Origin of the sequence: Pseudidiomarina woesei (assembly GCF_001418345.1) — a bacterium.
GTDB classification, from domain to species: domain Bacteria; phylum Pseudomonadota; class Gammaproteobacteria; order Enterobacterales; family Alteromonadaceae; genus Pseudidiomarina; species Pseudidiomarina woesei.
In genome coordinates, this window is the sequence record NZ_LIPW01000004.1 from 218,511 (window position 1) to 237,721 (window position 19,211).

Genomic DNA, 19,211 nt, shown 5'->3' on the forward strand with positions numbered 1-19,211 from the left:
TTACTCATAACTGAACAGGTCACCGCCGTGCATATCGATCATCTCGAGGGCTTTACCGCCACCGCGAGCTACACAGGTCAGCGGGTCATCCGCGACAATGACTGGAATACCGGTTTCTTCCATGAGCAAACGATCAAGGTCGCGCAGTAAGGCGCCACCACCGGTTAATACCATGCCGCGCTCAGAAATATCTGATGCCAGCTCTGGTGGTGATTGCTCAAGCGCAACCATAACCGCACTAACAATACCCATTAACGGCTCTTGCAGTGCTTCTAAAATTTCGTTGCTGTTTAGTGTGAACGAACGCGGTACACCTTCAGCAAGGTTACGACCACGCACCTCGATTTCACGTACTTCTTCACCTGGGAACGCAGAACCAATTTCGTGCTTAATACGTTCAGCGGTTGCTTCACCAATAAGTGAACCAAAGTTACGGCGAATATAATTGACAATGGCTTCGTCAAATTTGTCGCCACCAATACGTACTGACGATGAATAAACGACGCCGTTTAACGAGATAATTGCAACTTCAGTGGTACCGCCACCAATATCGACCACCATTGAACCGGTCGGCTCAGATACCGGCAAGCCGGCACCAATTGCAGCAGCCATCGGCTCATCAATAAGATGCACTTCGCGTGCGCCCGCACCGAGCGCTGACTCACGAATAGCACGTCGCTCTACTTGCGTTGAACCACAAGGCACACACACCAATACGCGCGGACTTGGACGGAAATAATGGCTGTCGTGCACTTTCTTAATAAAGTGCTGCAGCATTTTTTCAGTCACGTAAAAGTCAGCAATAACGCCGTCTTTCATCGGGCGAATGGCTTTGATGTTCCCTGGCGTACGGCCAAGCATTTGTTTGGCCGCGTGGCCCACAGCAGCGACGCTTTTCGGCCCGCCTGATTTTTCTTGACGAATAGCGACTACCGACGGCTCGTTCAACACGATGCCTTCGTCTTTCACGTAGATAAGTGTGTTTGCTGTACCCAAGTCAATGGATAGATCGTTGGAGAAGATGCCGCGTAACTTCTTAAACATGAGGGGATGTTCCCTTACTCGTAATTTGGTGGACTGAAAAACCGTGTAACTTTACCAAGCGCAGCCCTTGTGGGCAAGCGCGCATGTGCATTATCTACACAGAACTTAACTGCAAGCTCCGGGACGAATATAACCTTGGCTCTGTACACAAATTTGGCGTGCATTTGCACCCGTAATTTGAATTTCGACACTACTTTGACCACAGCTTTCAGCAACGGTTGCATGACTCGTCGAAACTGGGCACCCCAAGGAATTAAAATAAAACCCTGTGGCTGCCCCACTAATGCTAGACACCACATTAATAGTGTTGGTATTAGGTACCTGTATTAGTCGTGCAGCATTAATGCTCGCACCACATTCATAAGGGCTTATTTGCGCGCTGGTCATACTAATGCCATAACAAGGGTTTGCCATGTCCTGCATAGCCCGTTGTTGTTGAAGCCGCAGTAAACTAATAAGTTGACGCTCTGTCACCACTTGATCAACACCGCCAGAGCCGAAAATTCGAGGGCCTGCAGTTACTGCCAAAATTCCGACCAATACAATAACAATAATCAGCTCAACCAGCGTGAAACCTTGCTGATAATTTACATTCTGGTAGCTGTTTTGGCGGCGTATTAGCATGTTTTTACAAGCTCAAAGTCATGATTGGTAATTAACGAACAATATATGCAGTGTAAACTAAAAAAGTGTAGTATACAGAACAATATATCAACAAATTATAAGAAAAGTAGCGCCCTTGGAGTTACACATGCAGCGCGGTTTTACCTTAATTGAGATAATTATCGGCATTGTGGTACTGGCAATTTCAATTGTCTTACTCACGGTATTGGTATTTCCGCAAGCGCAGCTCAGTGCCGAACCTTTGCTGCAACAGCGTGCGGCAGCACTTGGCGAAGCGTTTATTCAAGAAATTAGCGGCAAGTCTTTTGATGAAAACAGTGACCGCAGTGGCGGCGCGCTGCGCTGCGGCGAAACCGGCGCACCAGCCTGTACGTTGCCGACTAATTTAGGCCCCGACAGTGAAGCACGCAATGACTTTGACGATGTCGATGACTACCATGAGTTACAAATAACTGCCCCCACACTAGCTGACGCCATGGGTTCTGACTTAGCCACGCGCTACCCAGGCTTTGAGTTTGCTATTAGCGTTTGCTATAGCGATGCCAACGGCGTTTGCCAGTCAGCGGTAACCCTATACAAAAAAATAGAAGTGACAATTACTACCGCATTTGGTCAGAACTTTACCTTTGTCACACTGCGAGGGAATTACTAATGACGCGGCGCGGCGGTTTCACACTCGTTGAATTAATTATTGTCATCGTGCTGTTAGCCATAGCTGGCTTATTTGTTTTCAACTATTTGGGTTTTGGCGCGAAAATATTTCGTGATACCACCGAGCGCGACCAGCTGGTGTCGCAGTCGCGTTTTGCGCTAAACCGATTAAGCAGCGAACTGCAGGGCGCGGTGCCAAGAAGTGTTCGTGTATCAAGCACCGACTCTCAGCGCTGCGTAGAGTTTATGCCAATACTAGCCAGCAGCTTGTACCTTGACATACCGCGGCCAGGGCCCACCAATAGTGACCCATTTATTGCCGTAGAACCCATGGCAAATTCGAGCTTAGTGGGGGGCTACTTACTGGTTTACGCCACCAACCCCAGCTACATTTATGGCAATAACGTACAACGCCGCAAAATAGTCACTAGCATTGCCGCCACCTCGCCCGTGCAAGACAATCTTGTTGAAATAGACTATTCAACCACTCCAGCATTTTTCGGCGCCGAAAGTCCGGCTCGTCGTTATTATATCGGTGGACAGCCAATTAGCTGGTGTTATGACGACACCTCAAATCGCATTTATCGCTTCGCTGGCTACGGCCTACAAAACGTGCAACGTAGTTTTAGCCAATTGCAAACCATTGGTGCCGCAAGTGCTGAAATAATGGCCGAAGACATCTACAATGACTTGAACAACAATGAGTTTCCGTTTTATGTTTTTGAAGCCACATTGCAACGCAATAGCCTAGTACAACTAGACTGGCGCTTTAGCCGCGAAGCAGGCTCCGAGCCGCTACAAATTGTTCATGAGGTGCATATTGCCAATGTTCCGTAGTCACAGCCCATCACTAGTTAAACAACGCGGTGCCGCATTGGCGGTCGCGGTGTTTATTATTGTGGTTATGAGCCTAATTGGAATGGCTATGGTGCGCATTTTGGGCGACTCGTCACAGGCCATTGTCGGTGAAGTTTACGGCACGCGCGCGCAAGCCGCAGCACGCACTGGCGCTGAGTTGTTTTTAACCGAGTTATTCCCACATGACGCACCTGCTGCCAGTGGATTATGCCCCGAGCGCACCGCGTCTCCGCCTCCTGAGGTTCGTGCTGAGCAGTCTTTTGCTATTGCGGGTTTAACGAACTGCTCAACCACGGTGTATTGCGACCGTGCTGATTTAACCAGTCCCTACAGCGGCACACATTTTCGCATTATTACTCAGGGCGCTTGTCAAGCCGGTGACATAACCTACTCAAAAGAATTAATGCTGGAGGCTAGCGATGGGGTTTTATAGGTTTTTCGCTGTCTTTAGTTTATTTATTCCGAGCTTAGCGTTGGCTAATTGGACGCTACCCGCCGATGCGATTAACAACACTGGCGACTTTGCCAGTTGCACCTTCGATGGAAGTTCAACGGTAACTTGTGCTAACGCTGTTAATTTAAATGCGACCAATGCAACATTGACACTTACGCAAGACTTAACGTTAATCATTAATGGCGGACTTAATACCCCCGATGCCATTACCATAAACCCGAATAATAGCTATAACTTGGTCATTGATCTGGGTGCCAATAGCTTTAACACCAATGGCAATAACGCCACCATCAACGCAGACATCATTGCTGGAAGTATCAGCATTAACGGTGTTGAGACGGTCGTGAACGGCGATTTGGTGAGTAGTGGCGGAATCACTATCAACTCTGGCCCACTTGTTAATGGCAATGTCACCGCCAGTGGCTCGATAACCAACAATAGCGTTATTGAAGGCAAAGTAACCACAGGCGGCAGTTTCACCAATAATTCGGGCGCTGTGGTTAGTGGCCGTGTCGAAGCTGCCGGTACGGTAATGAACAATGGTACAGTCACCTCAAACATTGATGCTGCAGGCTCGGTTACCAACAACAGCGGCGCCATTGCGGGAAGTATTAACTCCGATGCTTCGGTGGTGAATAACGGCACAGTACTTGGCTACATTAACGCGCCTGTCATCAGCAACAACGGTAGTGCGCCCTACACCTGCGATATCAACAGTAACCTTGGCCCTTGTGCGGGCGCGCAAGACCCAGAGTTTGATTACTGCAGTGAAGTCACACTATTAACCACCTACGGTGTTGTCGGCTCCGGCGGGTTCACCTTTGGTAATGGCTCCGAGATTAATGGCAACACTATTGATGGCACCGGAAATACCCCGACTCCAGTTGGCCAAGTAGATACTGTGGATTTGGAATACCCGCCTCTGGATCCGCTTATTTTCCCAAGTTTTAGTGGCGGCGCCAGCCTTGATATCAGCAAGAACAACGACCCGAATGACATTCCCCCAGGCACTTATAGCACGATAGATGTTGCCGGTGGCCAAAATGGTAACTTTCTTGGTGGTACGTACTACATTGATACCCTAGAAGTGGGTGCTAAAGGCAGCGGAACCGGCATTACACTCGGCCCTGGCGATTACTTTATTCGCAACATTATATTTCATAGCGGAATATATCTGAATACGACAGGCGGCGGCCCAGCTCGGCTATTCATTGAAAATGGTATCGGCGAGTCAAATGCCAACCAACTTGAATTAAACAGCAGTGGTTCGGCCGGTAACCTACAAATCTACCTGTACGAAGGGGCAACGATTTCTTTGGGTAACGGCAACATGGGCGCTAATAAAGAAACGCTTAACTTTAACGGAACGATTTATGGCCCATTCCCTGATAACGATATTACGTTAGGCAATAACAACACGTTGCAAGGCAGTATTTTAACAGCTGGTACCATCGATGTTGGTACCGACACCGTATTTAATTATAGCCCCGAAGTGCAAGCCGAAGTGACCGCCTCGTTGGGGTGTGCTCCAGTTGATGCCGAAGTGCACCATTACCGAATACTTCATCCACAAGTTTTAGTGAGCTGTTACGCCGCATCTGTCGAAGTTATCGCTTGTGCTGACGAGACCTGCTCGGCAACCTATGACGACCCCGTAACTGTTACTGTGAGCTCAAGTGATGCGGACAGCACTTGGCAAGGCGGCAATCTCGACTCAACAACTAGCGCAGACGTCAACTTACTATTTAGCAATGGCAGCGGCCTTAGCGGATTACGCAATACCAATGGGGGCACAGCGAACCTAGCATTGAGCAATGCCTCGCCAACAGCGGTTGATGCAACACAATGTTTTGATAGCAGTGGTACCACAGCAACCAGTTGCGATGTCGTTTTTAACACCGCTGGACTAATTATCACCGACACGGACGGAGTTAGCCCACTGCCAGCGACCTTCGCTGGTATTGGAGCCAGCGCCGACAGCGCTGGTTTGAGCCTTCCCGCCGCCTTACGTGCAGTGCAAACAAACACCACCACCGGCGCCTGTGAAGCAAGGTTAACCGGTACTCATACCGTTAACCTCGGCATGCAGTGCTTAAACCCTGGAACTTGCCAAGCAGGTCAGTCCTTTACCGTGAACAACCAAGCGATTGGTTTAAACGCCGCCGGTAACACGGCCAACACAAGCTCACTGTCGTTAACATTCGATGCCAACGGACGGGTCGCAACCGATTTACAGTTGCGCTATTCAGACGTGGGTCAGGTGCGGTTGTTCGCATCATTACCGCTCACTGAAGCGCCAGCTGCACCCGACCCAACTATTAGCGACCCTGATGTTGAGTTAGTTGGCACCAGCGTTAACGACTTTGTCGTTAAGCCATACCGCTTAGTAACTCGGGCGTTAGATGACGCCAACAACTTATGGACCAGTACCTTGGCCTCAGGCCCTGGGTTCAAAGCCGCTGGAGAGCCATTTAGCATGGTTATTCAGTCACTGAATACCGCGAACGAACCGACCCCTAACTTTGGCTTGGAATCTAGCTCTGCGGCGGTGCAAGTTCAATTTGATAGTATGGCATATCCAACACCAGCGGCCGCTGGCAGCGATGCGTCAAAATTAACATTAAATAACCCGTTCACCATTGATGGTAATTATGCCGGTGCGAAGCGCACAACAGGCGCTATTTGGAACGAGGCAGGCACGGTTAACTTGCGCGCTCGGTTACTGGGCGATGATTACCTAGGTTCAGGTGACGCCTTCGAGCGACCACCTAGCCCGGTTGGCCGTTTTTATCCCCACCGCTTTGCGGTTACGCCTGGAAGTGATCTCGTTAGCAACGCCTGCAGCACATATACCTATATGGGCCAAAACGCTATTGCCGTTGACTATATTGTTCAAGCTTTAAACCTTGGTGGTAATGTTACTCGCAATTATGGTTTGAACTATAGCAACACAGCGGCAGTTGAGTTGGTGGCTGCCCACACCAGCCCAATTGACGAAGCCACTGATGAGTTTGATCAGCGTCTTGCGCCTTTCACCCAAAGTACCTGGGTAGATGGCGAGCTTACTTTTAGTAATTCAAGCATCGCTTTTGCGCGGCGGTCTGATGAGCTGCCTGATGGCCCATATCCAAACTTGCGCATTGGGTTGCAGGCCACAGGTGATATCGATAGCCGCAACTTTGCGAGCTCCGATTTGAGCTTGGTGAGCCAACGCGGCGACGCTGTGCCTATTGGTGGTACGCTAAATTTACGCTATGGCCGCATGGTACTCGAGAACACCTATGGCCCTGAAAACGAGCCGTTACCGGTGGTGATGCGCGCGGAGTATTGGGACGGCAACCGATTTTTACTGAACGACCTCGATTCATGCACGGCAACCACCGCGACATCTCTGAACATACTGGAAAACCCAAGCGCGTTGACGACGACTGGAGCCGGTGTTGATAGCGATTTGCTTACCGGTGAGTTGTTACCCGACAGCCTGTATTGGACACCGCCATCACCGACGGCTACCGGCGAATTCTTGTTTGAATACCAAACCGACAGCTGGTTGGAATACCCGTGGCTTGACGAAAATGGCGCCAGCCATCGCTTTCCACGTGCTGAAGCTGGCTTTGGGCAGTATCGGGGGAATGATCGGGTGATTTTTTGGATGGAGCGCCAGTAATCCGGCAATAGCCGGATTACCGTAGTGAATGCCGTTCGTTATTCGTGCGCTTCGCCGTTCGTTATTCGTACGCTTCGCTGTTCGTGCGTTCGCTGCGCTCACTGTTGGGTAAGGCACTAGACAATAAAAAAGCGCCCGAAGGCGCTTTTGAAAAAGTATTACATTTGAATTATGAATTACAACCCGTGGTCACTACAGTCAATGTATAACCTTGGTTAGAAGCTGGACCTGACGCTTCAATGTACTGCAAATAACAGTTTGTCGCGGTAACTTCAGTAATACCGTAACCGGTAGCGTCAATTAACGCTGCAGGTGCAATATAGATCATATCTTGTGGACCACTCGTATCACGAGTGAATACAAAATCACCTGCTAGACTAGTATTATCCGGTGCCACATTAATATTTGCTGCTGTAACAATACCTGCAACAGTTGCGGTGGGGTAACCGTAACTTGTCGGAATACTATCTACTGCAGGCGTTGGCGTATCGCTACGCGACAAGCCGATTTCTGATTCGATTGCCGACTTACCATATACGATTTGTGCTGCCGAATTAATCGCTCCTTCAACACCTTTAATTTGTGACAAACGCGCATCGCCAGCGAAGTTAAAGAACTGTGGTGCGGCGGTTACGGCTAAGATGCCGAGTACGACGATCACGATGATCAATTCGATTAAGGTAAAACCTTTTTGTGTTTTCATAACGCTATTCCCTTGTTAAAAATTACGGGTATTCCCCAAGTTTAAACTAATTATTGCTAAAAATACTTACCCCACCGGTACGCGGGTTGTAAACAAACACGTTACCGACGGACAAATAGTCGGTTCCACTTGGCGCAGAAGCCAAGTTTTTAATGGTATTTGCTAAATAATACACGCAAATATCATTAACACCGTTATTTTCGCGAGTAACGTAATAACGGTTTTCACCCAACAGGGTAAAACTGGTTGTAGCGGTTGGTGCGCCTTGCAGTATGGCCTGCATAATGGTGCGGCAGTCTTCGCTAGATATGTTTAAATCATGGGCGTCTAGGTTGTTATCGCCACTGACAGGGTAACCCGTGCTGCCGTCGACATTAACACTAATGCCATCCATAACCACTACGGCGCCAGCGCCATCAACGTTGCCTTGCGGTCGGCCACGCAGCTCCCACTCGGCGCGCACAAGCCCTACCGCGCTGGCAAAGCCACCGGCCACGCCTTCAACGGCAGCGTCTTCAGCGTCAGCTGTCACGCTGGTAAAACGCGGTAATGCAGAAGCTGCTAATAACCCTAGAATGACCACAACAATGATCAATTCAATGAGGGTAAAACCTGACTGTCTTTTTGTTATAGTGTGTTGCACAGCTAACATCCCTTATTCCCCATATGGTTATTATCTTGTATGCTGATAATTCCCGCAAATATTAAAGGTTAACGCCGATTGTTAATTTTTCGTAAACAAAAGCCTTTAACGCCCTCGGTACGCATCCATCATTTCCCACATTGGCAAGAATACACCCAATGCCATAATTGTGATAATAATTGCCACAAAGACTAACATAATTGGTTCTATTCGTGCGGTTAGGCTCTTCAGGTCATAGTCGACTTCGCGTTCATAATATCCGGCTACTTCAAACAACATTTCATCGACTCGCCCGGTTTCTTCACCAACCGAAATCATTTGTAATACCAGCGGTGTAAACAATTCACTGCTGCGGGCTGTGCGCGTTAGGCTTTCGCCGCGCTCAATATTACGTCGCATATCGTTAATACGACCGCTCATCCAAGCGTTATCAACTGCCTCTGCAACCAAGCCAAGGCCTTGTGTTAATGGCACACCGGCTTGCAGCATAACCGCAAAGGTTCGCGCAAAACGCGCCAGTAGCGAGCGCATAATAATGTCGCCCACTACCGGCATGCGGGTTTTAAACTTATCCCACGCCAATTTCCCGGCTGTGGTTTTTACGTAATTCACCGCGCCAGCTATGGCTACCACGAAGGCGCCAAGCATAAGCGGCCACCAACTTACAAAGAAATTTGAGGTTGCCAGAATAATTCGCGTGGGTAACGGCAGTTCCACATTAAAGTTGGCAAACATTTGTGCAAATGGCGGTATCACCCAAATATTAATAACCACCACGGCGGCCACTAAAGCCATCATTATGAACATAGGGTAACGCAGCGCTGCTTTAATCGCTTTGCGGGTTTCTTGTTCTTTCTCTAAATATTCAGAAAGCTGCAGAAACGCGCCTTCAAGCTCACCAGTGTTTTCGCCCACATGCACAATCGCAACCAACAAGCGCGGGAATACTCGTGGGTGAGAAGCCATTGCTGATGACAACTGCCGACCGCGCTCTAACTGGTCAACTAAATCATGTAAAACCGTACTGAAACGTTTGTTACTGGTATTTTCGGCTAAGCCTTCCATTGCACGAAGTAGTGGAATTCCGGCTTTGGTGAGTGAATACATTTGTCGGGTAAAAATAATCAAATCAACGTGGTTAATACGTTGTTCGAACAAGCCCTTTTTCTCAGGGTTGGCTTTGGTGGTGGCCGATTCAACATTTATTGCCAGAGGCGTGACGCCTCGACGCAATAGGCTTTCGGCAGCAGAGCTTTCGCTAGCCGCTTCGATAACCCCTTGAACTACTTGGCCGCCAGTATCGCGACCGCGATACTTATAATTCGCCATTTTCACCTGCTGTTGCGCTGGTTACGCGCAATTCTTTTTCTTCCACTGTTTCTGCCAAAAATAGTACTTCGTCTAACGACGTAACACCTTCGCGGGCATATTCTAACGCCACGTTTGCCAAAGGTTTATAGCCTTCTGACTGTCGTGCCGCTTGAGCAAATTCACGCATGTTACTGTCGCGCAGCGCGTCAATCATGCTTTCATTCATTTCTAATAATTCAAACACACCAATTCGGCCTTTGTAGCCGGTATGGTTACAGCTTCGACAGCCTTTGCCGCGCACAAACCCGCTACCGTCAGCCGGAATAGATGGGTCCATGCGACGCAACAACGTTAATTCTGCCGCTTCAGGTTGGTCAGCGGTTTTACAGTTATCACAAACCCGGCGTATTAACCGCTGCGCCAACACGCCTCGCAACGCAGCACCAACCAAGTACGGTGCGGCACCCATGTCGATTAAACGCAAGGCACTAGTTATTGAGTCGTTGGTGTGCAGCGTGGTTAGCACCAAGTGACCGGTAATTGCGCCACGCAGACCAATTTCAACAGTCTCATGGTCACGCATCTCACCCACCATGATAATGTCAGGGTCTTGGCGCAATGTGGTACGTAGTACGTTGGAAAAACTTAGCCCAATTTTGCTGTTTACTTGTACTTGTGAAATACGCGGCAAACGGTATTCAACTGGGTCTTCTACGGTAATAATTTTCTTCTCGGCTTGATTTAACTCGCTAAGCGCACCGTACAACGTGGTAGTTTTACCGGAACCTGTAGGACCGGTCACAATGAGCATGCCATATGGGCGATGAATTAAGCGCCGAACTCGCTGCAGTATATGCTCTGGCATACCGGTTTGTTCAAGGTGCAATAAGCCGGCTGATTGGTCTAGCAAACGCATAACGCACGACTCACCGTATTGCACGGGCATGGTCGACACCCGCACATCAATGCTGTGGTCGCGTACTTTGATATTAAAACGGCCGTCTTGTGGTAAACGTTTTTCCGAAATATCTAGCCCGGCCATTAGCTTAAGGCGCAACAACAAGGCATTGGCAATGTTGGTTTCGGTAAGCACGTTTTCTTGCAACACCCCATCAACCCGCATGCGAATACGCAACGCGCGGTCATCGGGTTCGATATGAATGTCTGACGCGCGTACCTGCACGGCATCGGCAAAAATAGACTGTAGTAATTTTGCAACGGTGGCTTCGTCGTCATCGTCATCTAACGATAACGCACCTAAATCAAACTCGGCGCCGTCTTGAGTTTCGGTTTGTAGCTCTTTCGCAAACTGCGCAATGTCTTTGGTGCGGCGATATAAATTGTCGAACGCTTCAAGTAAATCTGCGTCAGGCACCACGGCAAGCTTAAGTTCTCGTGGCTGCAGGTATTGCGAAATCGCGTCTACTGCAGCCAAATCTGCAGGGTCACTCATTCCTACCAGTGCTGAGGTATCGTCCGCTTCAATCACGAGTGCACGATGACGCCGAGCTTGTACCTCTGGAATTAAATTAACGACATTTTCTGGAATCTTTCGGTCGTTTAACGCAATTAAAGGAATATTAAGTTGGCGTGCCAAAAACTCGAGTAGTTCATGCTCTTTAATGAACCCCAGATCAACCAAGGTAACACCCAGCTTACGGCCATTTTGTTTTTGATCGCTCAGCGCCTGCTGAAGTTGACTGCTGGAAATCATGCCATCTTGAACTAACAGGTCGCCTAAGCGCATTTTTAAACGAGGACGCATATTAATAGCCCTCCAAAATAGCTAAACGCTGTTCCACGTACTCGCGGGCGTCATTGCCTAAGTCTCGGCTTTGCAAGGCCTGCTGATAACAGCGCACTGCAGCTTCAAGGTTATTGCCATCTTCATGCGCAACCGCTGCTGCCAACCACCAACGGCCCTCGCCGAACTCGCTAGCCAGTACGGTGTAGTCTGCGGCCGCTTCATTAAAATAACCAAGTTGCGTGGCAGCCGCAGCACGTAACTTCATAAGTTCTGGCGCTTCTGGTGCATCATCTCTAATATTCAACAACGCGGTGTAGGCCTGCTCTACGCGACCAATGCGCTCTAAAATTCGAGCAAACAACAACTGCCACTCTGCTTGTTGCGGGCGCATATCTAAGCCCTGCTGCAATAAAGTCAACGCGCGAGTGGTCATGCCTCGGCCGTACCAATACGCAGCTAACTCACTGCGAACTTCAACATGATCAGGCTTCACGACCAGCGCTTTTTCTAACAGCGTTTGGCCTTCGGTTCGGTTGCCCTTATCAAATGCCGCGCGAGCCTTTTCAAGATTATTGGCCGCAAGCTCCTTAGGGCTAAGTTGTACCCGGGTCACCTCAAGTGTTCCGGTATTTTGCGGTGGCTTTTTAACAACCTTGGCAGATGGTACTGGCTTACTCTCGCTCTTTGGCTCATTTGTTACTGCTAGCTCTGTTGTGTCTGCAGAAGGCGTTAAGCTCGCTTCAGTTGATGACTCTTGAGTGGTTGCATTTGGTTTTACCTCGGCCACTGATGGCAACGCACTTACATCAACAATCGCTTGGTTTTTTACCGGCGACCGAACTGATGACTGCGATGGTTCAACAAATGCTGTTTTGGGCTGTTCTGGAAATGTTTCTTGCTGTGTATTGTTAGCGGTAGTCGCTGAGTTTGCTTCGACAACCTGCACAGGTTCTTGATCTTGCTGTTCTGTGTCAGAGTACATCCACCACAAATTCAAGCCACCAACAATCACCGCTGCGCTGAACAGTACCGTCACAATAATCCAAACCCAGTGAATCGGTTGTGGCGCTACCGCCGCGGGCGTATAGGTTTGCGTACGCGCGGTTTGTTGGCGTTGGTCAAGGTCTTTCAGCATGCGATTAATGACACTCATGCAGCAACCCCGTCTAACCAGCCTTGGCTATAGACAACCCACATGAGAGCCCCCACAACTGTGGCTGCAGCCATAACCCACGGCCACTTGGCACGAGGCAAGGTTGCGTCTTCGGTATCTTCAACCGCCATTTTAACGTGCTTGCTAGTAATAGGATAAACCCCTTCGCCGTAGCCTAGTAGTAATACCTTGTGACACAACACATTCGCCAAACGCGGAATACCACGACTTGCTTGGTGCAACATGCTCACTACTTTGCCACTAAAAATGGGGGTGCCTTTATAGCCTGCTACATGCAGTCGATGCGAAATATAACGTGCTAACTCGTGCACCGTCATAGCCTGCAAATGGTAACTAAAGGAAATACGCTGGCGTAGCTGCCGGTGGGCGCGCTCCGCCAAGCGCTCATCAAGCTCAGGCTGACCAAACAAAACAATATGAAGCAGCTTGCGGGTTTCAGTTTCTAAGTTAGAAATTAGGCGCAATGCTTCTAACGAATCGCTCGGCAGCGCTTGCGCTTCGTCAAGCACAATAATGACGGTTTCGCCACGCTGATTAATTTCCATTAGCTTGTGTTGAATAGCTTGGGTAACTAATTGCTGACTGGTTGCAGCGCTAATATCAACTTGTAACTCTCTGGCAATTTGCGCACGCAGTTCTTCTGGCGTCAAATATGGATTAGGTATGTAAGCGGTCACGTACTTGTCAGGTAACTCATTAAGCAGCTTACGGCATAACAAAGTCTTCCCTGTACCTACCTCACCGACAACTTTTATAAAGCCTTCACCGGTTTGCAACGCGGTAAGCAGTACCTCCAAGGCGGCACGGTGACCTTCCAGATCACAGTAAAAGCTGGTGTTAGGTGTTAAGGTAAAGGGCAGTTCGGAAAGCCCGTAGTGCTTCTGATACATGGCGGCCTTAGTTTCCGTACCATTTTTGCAAAATTTCACTGGAACGATTGAGCTCGTCTTGCCAGGTTTCTGCGCCAACAACGGTTGGTCTAATTAAGATAATAAGTTCTTTCTTCTGCTCAGTACGGCGTGTGTTTTTGAACAAGTTACCAAGTACCGGAATATCGCCTAATAACGGTGCTTTCGCCTCAACGTTGCTGTAAGTAGTTTGCATAAGGCCACCTAACACAACTATTTCGCCGTTGCGTGCTTTCACAATAGTATCGCTTTCACGAATATTGCTTTGCGCTAGCGGCAACACAAAGGTGTCATTGTTAAGTTTGACGACTTTCTCTTGTTCAGAAGTTTCAACGACCGATGGATGAACGTGCAAGATAACTTCACCGTTTTCGCTAATCTGTGGCGTAATGTCTAACGAAATACCTGAGAAAAACGGCGTCAACTCAATGTTTGGGGTTGACGTTGTGGCGGTGCCTGTAACAGTCGTGGTTGATACATTGGTGACGAAGTATTCATCTTCGCCAATTTTTATCACCGCTTTTTGGTTATTGGCAGCACTTACACGCGGGTTAGATAGCACTTGCACGTTGCCTTGGTTTTGCAGCAAGTTCAATGCGCCAGCAAAATCACCAACATTGAGTGTCATGCCAAATACACCCTCTAGTGAATTACTAACGGAGCCGTTAGCACCAAAGGTAATCGCGCCACTGCCGCTGCCCGCACTAAACAAGTCATTCCAATTAATCCCTTGTTGGTAGTCGTCATTAAGCGCAACTTCAACAATACGGGCTTCAAGAATAACCTGACGTTGCAAGCGTTTCTGGGCCGACTCTAAAAATTCACGCGCTGAGCGAAGTTCCGAAGGCATGGCGGTTACCGTGACCAAACCTGCTTGTGGGGCGACCACTACACGACGGCCTTCGCCAGGGCCAATAATGCCTTTCAAAATAGCTTCAAGATCATTCCATAGGTCTGTTTCAGAAGAGCTACTGATAGACGAGCCATTGGTTTGCATACCATTCATGTTTTGTGCGTTGTTGTTTACGCCACCTTGATTGCCCAGCAAGTTGTTATTCGCATTGCCGCCGTACTGATTATTGCCTGAATTATTGCGGTCATTGTCTTTCACACCGCCAGAGCTCACGCTGGTTTGCGACAACCCCATACGGCGCAGCGCTAAGTAGTCTAGCGCGATAGTTTCACTGCGCAGGCCAGCTGGAAACACACGAATCATGCGGTTTTCTTTGCGCACTTCAAAACCATAGATGTCACTGACAACGTCTAAGGTCTCGGTTAACGTGACATCTTTTAAACTAACCGTAATGTCTCCACTTACTTGAGGGTGCACCACAATATTATAAGGCGAGTCAGCAGCTAAGCCGGCAAAGAAGTCTTTTGCGCTTATGCTGTTGGCGGAAATTGAAAAACGTGGCTCTGCTAAGAGTTTTGCTCCAGCTTCTCGCAGTTCGGCATTGTCACCACGTAGGCTTTGTCGCACCGACTCTGGCAGTGGTGGCCGCTCGATATTCCCACGCGACCCAGCCCCCGATTGCAGCGCCTGCTGAGCCTCAACCGGTTTACGTTCCGGTTGTTGTGCACATGCGCTAAGTAAGATTATCGCCACCGCGATAATGCCGGTTCGTGTCATAAATTGTTCCCCGAAGTCTTCACACTTTCCTTAGCCAATTCAAACAACCGTAACGTGAGCCGTTGCTCGGTCTGTTGATCGCGCAAAGTGACAAAATTTAAGTCTATTTTCTCAACCACATAGTTTTCAAAACGCTCACCTTGGTAAAGTCGCTGACCGTTAATCAATGCTGAACGGCTACTACCGATAAACTGTATCGACTGAAGACGAGGACTACTTGAAGACTTTTGCGCACTGTCATTGCGCTGTTCAAGTTGCCGTGGCGGCATGGTCGGGTCGCTCAGCTCTTGCGCAAAACTGATTGGGCTTATTGTCAAGAAAATTGCCACGACTAGGCCAACACCGCGCTGATTAACTTGCAACATAGTCACGCTCCAAGCTAATTGTGTAAATTTCGATAACGGCTTCGGCATTTGGTGCATCAAGCACTTTATAATCTAGTCGTTGCCAGTAAAACGACCAATCGAGTTGCTCTAATTGCTGTAAATAATCAGCTAAAGCAAAGTAGCGGCCTTTCACTGTCAACTGCAAACGGTGACGATAAATAGCACTGTCTTCATTTTCGGCATCTTGATAAACCAGCTCTGCTGGGAGTGCTTGCGCCGAAGTCACTTTAACTCCTTTCGCCTCGTTTAACAGGGCTTTGAGTAAAGCACGATTATCAGCGGCGCTAACGTAATTCGCCTCTTGATTCAGACGTTGGTTAATTTGCACGAGTCGCTGCTGTAACTGCTCAAGGCGCTGGCGTTGTGCTGCCTGAGGGTCACCAGCCAAGCGTGCATCAACACTATTTATTTCGCGCTGCAACTGCGCAATTTGGCCTTGTACTTGTCGCTGTTTATTGTGCTCCGCCTGAATTAAGTCCAAAGCGGGCCGGGCGCCTACCCAAAACCCCAGATACAAAATCATCAGTACAATAACGACAAACCAAATGCGCCGGCGTTTCGGATCTGCCTGTTCAAACTTTGCTTGCCACTGTTGCCACTGAGCTTTCATTATTGAGCCCCCGCAGTACGCACTGAGTGCGACAACAAACTACTGTGCGCGAGGCTTCCGACAGTAAAGTCGAGCGCAGCTTCTTGGCTATTATCACGTAATTCAAACACACCAAACTGGCGTTCTTGGAGGGTTGGATAGTTTGAAAAACTCGCCAACCACTGCGGTAACGCACTGGCATCGGTGGTTTTACCTTGTAGCGTTAACTGGCTATTGGCAGCAATAACCCGCTGCAGCCAAATGCTCTCAAGGTCGGCTTTAGCAATGTCGGTTAGTAACTGTGCAAAACTGGTTTGGCTTGCTGCGGTTACCGAAGTCATTTGCTGCAGCAATCGCTGTCGTTGGGCTAATTGAGCCTCAATGGCCGTAATTTGTTGTTCAACTTGCGGATTATTCATAGCCGCGCGCAATTCATTTTGCTTAGCCGTTAACCGCTGTTGCACCTGGCTTAGTTCGTGATTGGTGCGTTGCGTTGCTATTTGCTGCTGCCCGGCATACCAACGGCTTGCTCCCGAAAACACGACGGCGAGCACTGCGGCCGCCGCAACTACTCCCGCTGCGCGGGTAAAGGTCAACGACTGCTTACGTGGATGTAACTCTTGAACATACAGGTTAGCTAGCTGCTTCATGCGGCCACCTGCTTAGCTTCACGTAGCGCCTGCGTTAACAAAATGGCACCAAGCACTGGGAAATCAGAATAATCTCCGGCACCAAGCTCTTGCGCCCACTCTGGATAATCAAACCAGCTTGCTTCAAGGCCTAAGTCTTCGCTTAACTGCTTTTGCACGCCGGCTCTATGTTTCACCCCCACCGCTAATACCACATTGCTTACTGGGCGCTGGCGTAACTGCCGTTCAAAGTAATCAGCGGAACGCTGAACTTCAACGCTCAGTGGTGAAGCGCCCCCCAAATCAATTTCATCTGCCGTTAGCTTAGATAACTGCTCAAGATTACGTACCACACGGTTTACTTGCATTTGGCCATTTAAATAAACCTGCAGCAGTGCTGGCTCTTGGCCATGCTGATATGCGACTACGCTGGCTTCGGTAACCTGTTGGAACAAGGGGGCAATAGCCTGCTCCTCAGAAATAATTCCGACAATGTTGTCACTAATGTCGTGCAACACCGCAAGCACAGGTTCTAAAACTTTACGATCGGCAACAATGGCATTGAGTTTATCTTGCCCAGGCATTTGTACTGGCAGGTCATAATAATCGGCAATAATGTCACCCGGTTGCAGCGACACTAAATCGCGCAGGTTGTAGCGCAACGCTTGGCTTACCTCTTCGGGCGGAAGGTTAGGACGTTCTAATTGAACACTTTGATACAACGAGGGCGCCAGCACTAACACCACAGCCGGATTACCTTTGCTATAGCGCGCATATTTACTGGTTAACTGTTGAATAACTTCAGCCCAATTACCGGCGGTTACTTCCGCATAATCTGAAACGATAAGCGCAGGGGGATGAGCCGGATCGGAGCTTGCGAACTCAGCGATAGCTAGCGATACAGAATTGGTGGCCAACGCGTAAGTCAGCACCAGTCGATTGTTGTGTTTAGCGCGCCACAAACGAATCAAGACATTTCCCTTTTAAATTATGCTTTTTATTATAGTTTTAATTATAGCCTGTAATACCTATAAGACCATGCCTTAACCATAAATACTAGACTGTTAAATTGTTCAAACAAATGTTTATTTATTGTTAATTATTTGACTTGCCAATTGAGCAGGTTTCCAGCCCAATACGGTACCATAGGCCCTACCGCCGTCGAAACCACCTCCGGCACACGCCAAGGCTCACGTAGCAGCGTTACTTTCGTCGCTGCCCGTGGGTAACCATAAAATTCGGCGCCAAAGCCACTGGCAAAATTTTCTAACTTGTCTAGCGCATTCATTTGTTCAAAAAACTCAGCATATAACGGTAAGGCTGCAGGCGCCGAGTAACAACCTGCGCAACCGCAGGCCGTTTCTTTTTTCGACTGAGCATGCGGTGCTGAGTCAGTACCTAAGAAAAATTTCGGGCTGCCAGACACTGCAGCGCGACGCAGTTCTAATTGATGATCGCGACGTTTTAAAATAGGCAGACAGTAGTTATGCGGGCGCACGCCACCGACTAACAGATCGTTACGGTTCATCAATAAATGTTGCGGCGTAATGGTGGCTGCCACGTTGTTGCCTTGGCTTTCAACAAAAGCGACAGCATCGGCGGTAGTAATGTGCTCAAGTACTAGCTTTAACTTAGGATGACGCTGCATAAGTGGCCGTAAATGTTTATCAATAAACACTTTTTCACGGTCAAAAATGTCAATATCCGCGCTTGTCACCTCACCGTGAACCAACAGGGGCACTTGTAACTCCGCCATTGCTGCGAACACATGATCTAGCCCGTCAACATCGGTCACACCAGCATCGGAGTTTGTGGTAGCCCCCGAAGGGTAGAGTTTAAAGCCAATAACATGAGGGTTTTCTGCGGCGGCGCGAACCGTGTCCAAACTGGTGTTTTGGGTTAAATACAACGCCATGAGTGGTTGAAAGTTATTCTCCGGTGGGCGTTGTGCCAATATGCGCTGCCGATAAGCTTCGGCTTGTTCCGTGGTTGTTACTGGCGGTACTAAATTGGGCATGACCACTGCGCGGCCAAAAACTTCTGCCGTGGCCGGTACGGTATTAGCAAGTAGCTCGCCATCGCGAAGGTGCAGGTGCCAATCATCTGGAGTGGATATTGTTAACTCTGTTATTTGTCCGCTTGCCTGCGCTTGTGCCTGCATATCTACCTCTTGGTTTTTGCGATGATGAAATT

General features: G+C 48.9%; 18 protein-coding genes. 4 read left to right on the top strand and 14 right to left on the bottom strand.

Features of this window, described 5'->3' with window-relative positions; genetic code table 11:
• Positions 1 to 1,044 carry a rod shape-determining protein gene (locus ASC40_RS08325; protein WP_055439340.1) on the bottom strand — a complete coding sequence of 348 codons (1,044 nt, stop codon included), beginning with the start codon at positions 1,042 to 1,044 and terminating at the stop codon, positions 1 to 3.
• A gap of 105 nt (positions 1,045 to 1,149) precedes the next feature.
• On the bottom strand, positions 1,150 to 1,668 hold the full coding sequence (locus ASC40_RS08330; RefSeq protein WP_055439341.1) for a type II secretion system protein: 519 nt from the start codon (positions 1,666 to 1,668) through the stop codon (positions 1,150 to 1,152).
• A gap of 127 nt (positions 1,669 to 1,795) precedes the next feature.
• On the opposite strand from ASC40_RS08330, the gene ASC40_RS08335 reads away from it, so the two are divergent.
• From ASC40_RS08335 to ASC40_RS08350, 4 genes are read left to right on the top strand one after another with little or no spacing between them, the layout of a single operon-like run.
• Complete coding sequence (locus tag ASC40_RS08335) at positions 1,796 to 2,320, top strand: type IV pilus modification PilV family protein (protein WP_055439342.1); 525 nt, start codon at positions 1,796 to 1,798, stop codon at positions 2,318 to 2,320.
• The gene (locus ASC40_RS08340) at positions 2,320 to 3,156 is read left to right on the top strand and encodes a PilW family protein (RefSeq protein WP_055439343.1); all 837 of its coding nucleotides are present in this window, start codon (positions 2,320 to 2,322) and stop codon (positions 3,154 to 3,156) included. Before ASC40_RS08335 ends, ASC40_RS08340 begins: the two co-directional genes overlap by 1 nt.
• Complete coding sequence (locus ASC40_RS08345) at positions 3,146 to 3,610, top strand: hypothetical protein (RefSeq protein WP_055439344.1); 465 nt, start codon at positions 3,146 to 3,148, stop codon at positions 3,608 to 3,610. Before ASC40_RS08340 ends, ASC40_RS08345 begins: the two co-directional genes overlap by 11 nt.
• Complete coding sequence (locus ASC40_RS08350; protein ID WP_055439345.1) at positions 3,597 to 7,298, top strand: polymer-forming cytoskeletal protein; 3,702 nt, start codon at positions 3,597 to 3,599, stop codon at positions 7,296 to 7,298. The genes ASC40_RS08345 and ASC40_RS08350 overlap by 14 nt, the downstream gene beginning before the upstream one ends.
• Before the next feature lie 169 nt (positions 7,299 to 7,467).
• On the opposite strand, the gene ASC40_RS12060 is transcribed toward ASC40_RS08350, so the two are convergent.
• From ASC40_RS12060 to pyrC, 12 genes are all read right to left on the bottom strand, one after another.
• Positions 7,468 to 8,001: a prepilin-type N-terminal cleavage/methylation domain-containing protein gene (locus tag ASC40_RS12060; RefSeq protein ID WP_055439346.1), complete on the bottom strand. Its 534-nt coding sequence runs from the start codon at positions 7,999 to 8,001 to the stop codon at positions 7,468 to 7,470.
• Positions 8,002 to 8,047: 46 nt separating this feature from the next.
• The gene (locus ASC40_RS08360; protein WP_072243420.1) at positions 8,048 to 8,653 is read right to left on the bottom strand and encodes a type II secretion system protein; all 606 of its coding nucleotides are present in this window, start codon (positions 8,651 to 8,653) and stop codon (positions 8,048 to 8,050) included.
• 96 nt (positions 8,654 to 8,749) lie between these two features.
• Positions 8,750 to 9,973 (bottom strand): type II secretion system F family protein, encoded by a 1,224-nt coding sequence (locus ASC40_RS08365; RefSeq protein ID WP_055439347.1) that lies wholly within the window; start codon positions 9,971 to 9,973, stop codon positions 8,750 to 8,752.
• The gene (locus tag ASC40_RS08370) at positions 9,960 to 11,720 is read right to left on the bottom strand and encodes a GspE/PulE family protein (protein ID WP_055439348.1); all 1,761 of its coding nucleotides are present in this window, start codon (positions 11,718 to 11,720) and stop codon (positions 9,960 to 9,962) included. The genes ASC40_RS08365 and ASC40_RS08370 overlap by 14 nt, the downstream gene beginning before the upstream one ends.
• A gap of 1 nt (position 11,721) precedes the next feature.
• Positions 11,722 to 12,855, bottom strand: a complete 1,134-nt coding sequence (locus ASC40_RS08375; protein ID WP_055439349.1) for a tetratricopeptide repeat protein — start codon at positions 12,853 to 12,855, stop codon at positions 11,722 to 11,724.
• Positions 12,852 to 13,766: an ExeA family protein gene (locus tag ASC40_RS08380; RefSeq protein WP_055439350.1), complete on the bottom strand. Its 915-nt coding sequence runs from the start codon at positions 13,764 to 13,766 to the stop codon at positions 12,852 to 12,854. The genes ASC40_RS08375 and ASC40_RS08380 overlap by 4 nt, the downstream gene beginning before the upstream one ends.
• Positions 13,767 to 13,773: 7 nt before the next feature.
• Entirely contained in the window at positions 13,774 to 15,414 is a 1,641-nt protein-coding gene (mshL, locus tag ASC40_RS08385; protein WP_055439351.1) for a pilus (MSHA type) biogenesis protein MshL, read from the bottom strand.
• Positions 15,411 to 15,779: a hypothetical protein gene (locus ASC40_RS08390; protein WP_055439352.1), complete on the bottom strand. Its 369-nt coding sequence runs from the start codon at positions 15,777 to 15,779 to the stop codon at positions 15,411 to 15,413. The genes mshL and ASC40_RS08390 overlap by 4 nt, the downstream gene beginning before the upstream one ends.
• Positions 15,766 to 16,410 (bottom strand): hypothetical protein, encoded by a 645-nt coding sequence (locus ASC40_RS08395; RefSeq protein WP_055439353.1) that lies wholly within the window; start codon positions 16,408 to 16,410, stop codon positions 15,766 to 15,768. Before ASC40_RS08395 ends, ASC40_RS08390 begins: the two co-directional genes overlap by 14 nt.
• A complete protein-coding gene (locus ASC40_RS08400; RefSeq protein WP_055439354.1) occupies positions 16,410 to 17,039 on the bottom strand; it encodes a PilN domain-containing protein in 630 nt (209 codons plus the stop codon). The genes ASC40_RS08395 and ASC40_RS08400 overlap by 1 nt, the downstream gene beginning before the upstream one ends.
• On the bottom strand, positions 17,036 to 17,989 hold the full coding sequence (locus ASC40_RS08405; RefSeq protein WP_055439355.1) for a hypothetical protein: 954 nt from the start codon (positions 17,987 to 17,989) through the stop codon (positions 17,036 to 17,038). Before ASC40_RS08405 ends, ASC40_RS08400 begins: the two co-directional genes overlap by 4 nt.
• Positions 17,990 to 18,117: 128 nt before the next feature.
• Positions 18,118 to 19,149, bottom strand: coding sequence for a dihydroorotase (gene pyrC, locus ASC40_RS08410; protein ID WP_141656133.1), 1,032 nt, complete (start codon positions 19,147 to 19,149; stop codon positions 18,118 to 18,120).
• Positions 19,150 to 19,211: the final 62 nt, after the last annotated feature.

Bases quoted from the DNA above. Each gene is read 5' to 3' on its own strand.
- mshL (WP_055439351.1), bottom strand. From the start codon at position 15,414: ATGACACGAACCGGCATTATCGCGGTGGCGATAATCTTACTTAGCGCA.
- ASC40_RS08350 (WP_055439345.1), top strand. From the start codon at position 3,597: ATGGGGTTTTATAGGTTTTTCGCTGTCTTTAGTTTATTTATTCCGAGC.
- ASC40_RS08365 (WP_055439347.1), bottom strand. From the start codon at position 9,973: ATGGCGAATTATAAGTATCGCGGTCGCGATACTGGCGGCCAAGTAGTT.
- ASC40_RS08380 (WP_055439350.1), bottom strand. From the start codon at position 13,766: ATGTATCAGAAGCACTACGGGCTTTCCGAACTGCCCTTTACCTTAACA.
- ASC40_RS08345 (WP_055439344.1), top strand. From the start codon at position 3,146: ATGTTCCGTAGTCACAGCCCATCACTAGTTAAACAACGCGGTGCCGCA.
- ASC40_RS08390 (WP_055439352.1), bottom strand. From the start codon at position 15,779: ATGTTGCAAGTTAATCAGCGCGGTGTTGGCCTAGTCGTGGCAATTTTC.
- ASC40_RS08360 (WP_072243420.1), bottom strand. From the start codon at position 8,653: ATGTTAGCTGTGCAACACACTATAACAAAAAGACAGTCAGGTTTTACC.
- ASC40_RS08375 (WP_055439349.1), bottom strand. From the start codon at position 12,855: ATGAGTGTCATTAATCGCATGCTGAAAGACCTTGACCAACGCCAACAA.
- ASC40_RS08335 (WP_055439342.1), top strand. From the start codon at position 1,796: ATGCAGCGCGGTTTTACCTTAATTGAGATAATTATCGGCATTGTGGTA.
- ASC40_RS08370 (WP_055439348.1), bottom strand. From the start codon at position 11,720: ATGCGTCCTCGTTTAAAAATGCGCTTAGGCGACCTGTTAGTTCAAGAT.
- ASC40_RS08400 (WP_055439354.1), bottom strand. From the start codon at position 17,039: ATGAAGCAGCTAGCTAACCTGTATGTTCAAGAGTTACATCCACGTAAG.
- ASC40_RS08395 (WP_055439353.1), bottom strand. From the start codon at position 16,410: ATGAAAGCTCAGTGGCAACAGTGGCAAGCAAAGTTTGAACAGGCAGAT.
- ASC40_RS12060 (WP_055439346.1), bottom strand. From the start codon at position 8,001: ATGAAAACACAAAAAGGTTTTACCTTAATCGAATTGATCATCGTGATC.
- ASC40_RS08325 (WP_055439340.1), bottom strand. From the start codon at position 1,044: ATGTTTAAGAAGTTACGCGGCATCTTCTCCAACGATCTATCCATTGAC.
- ASC40_RS08340 (WP_055439343.1), top strand. From the start codon at position 2,320: ATGACGCGGCGCGGCGGTTTCACACTCGTTGAATTAATTATTGTCATC.
- ASC40_RS08330 (WP_055439341.1), bottom strand. From the start codon at position 1,668: ATGCTAATACGCCGCCAAAACAGCTACCAGAATGTAAATTATCAGCAA.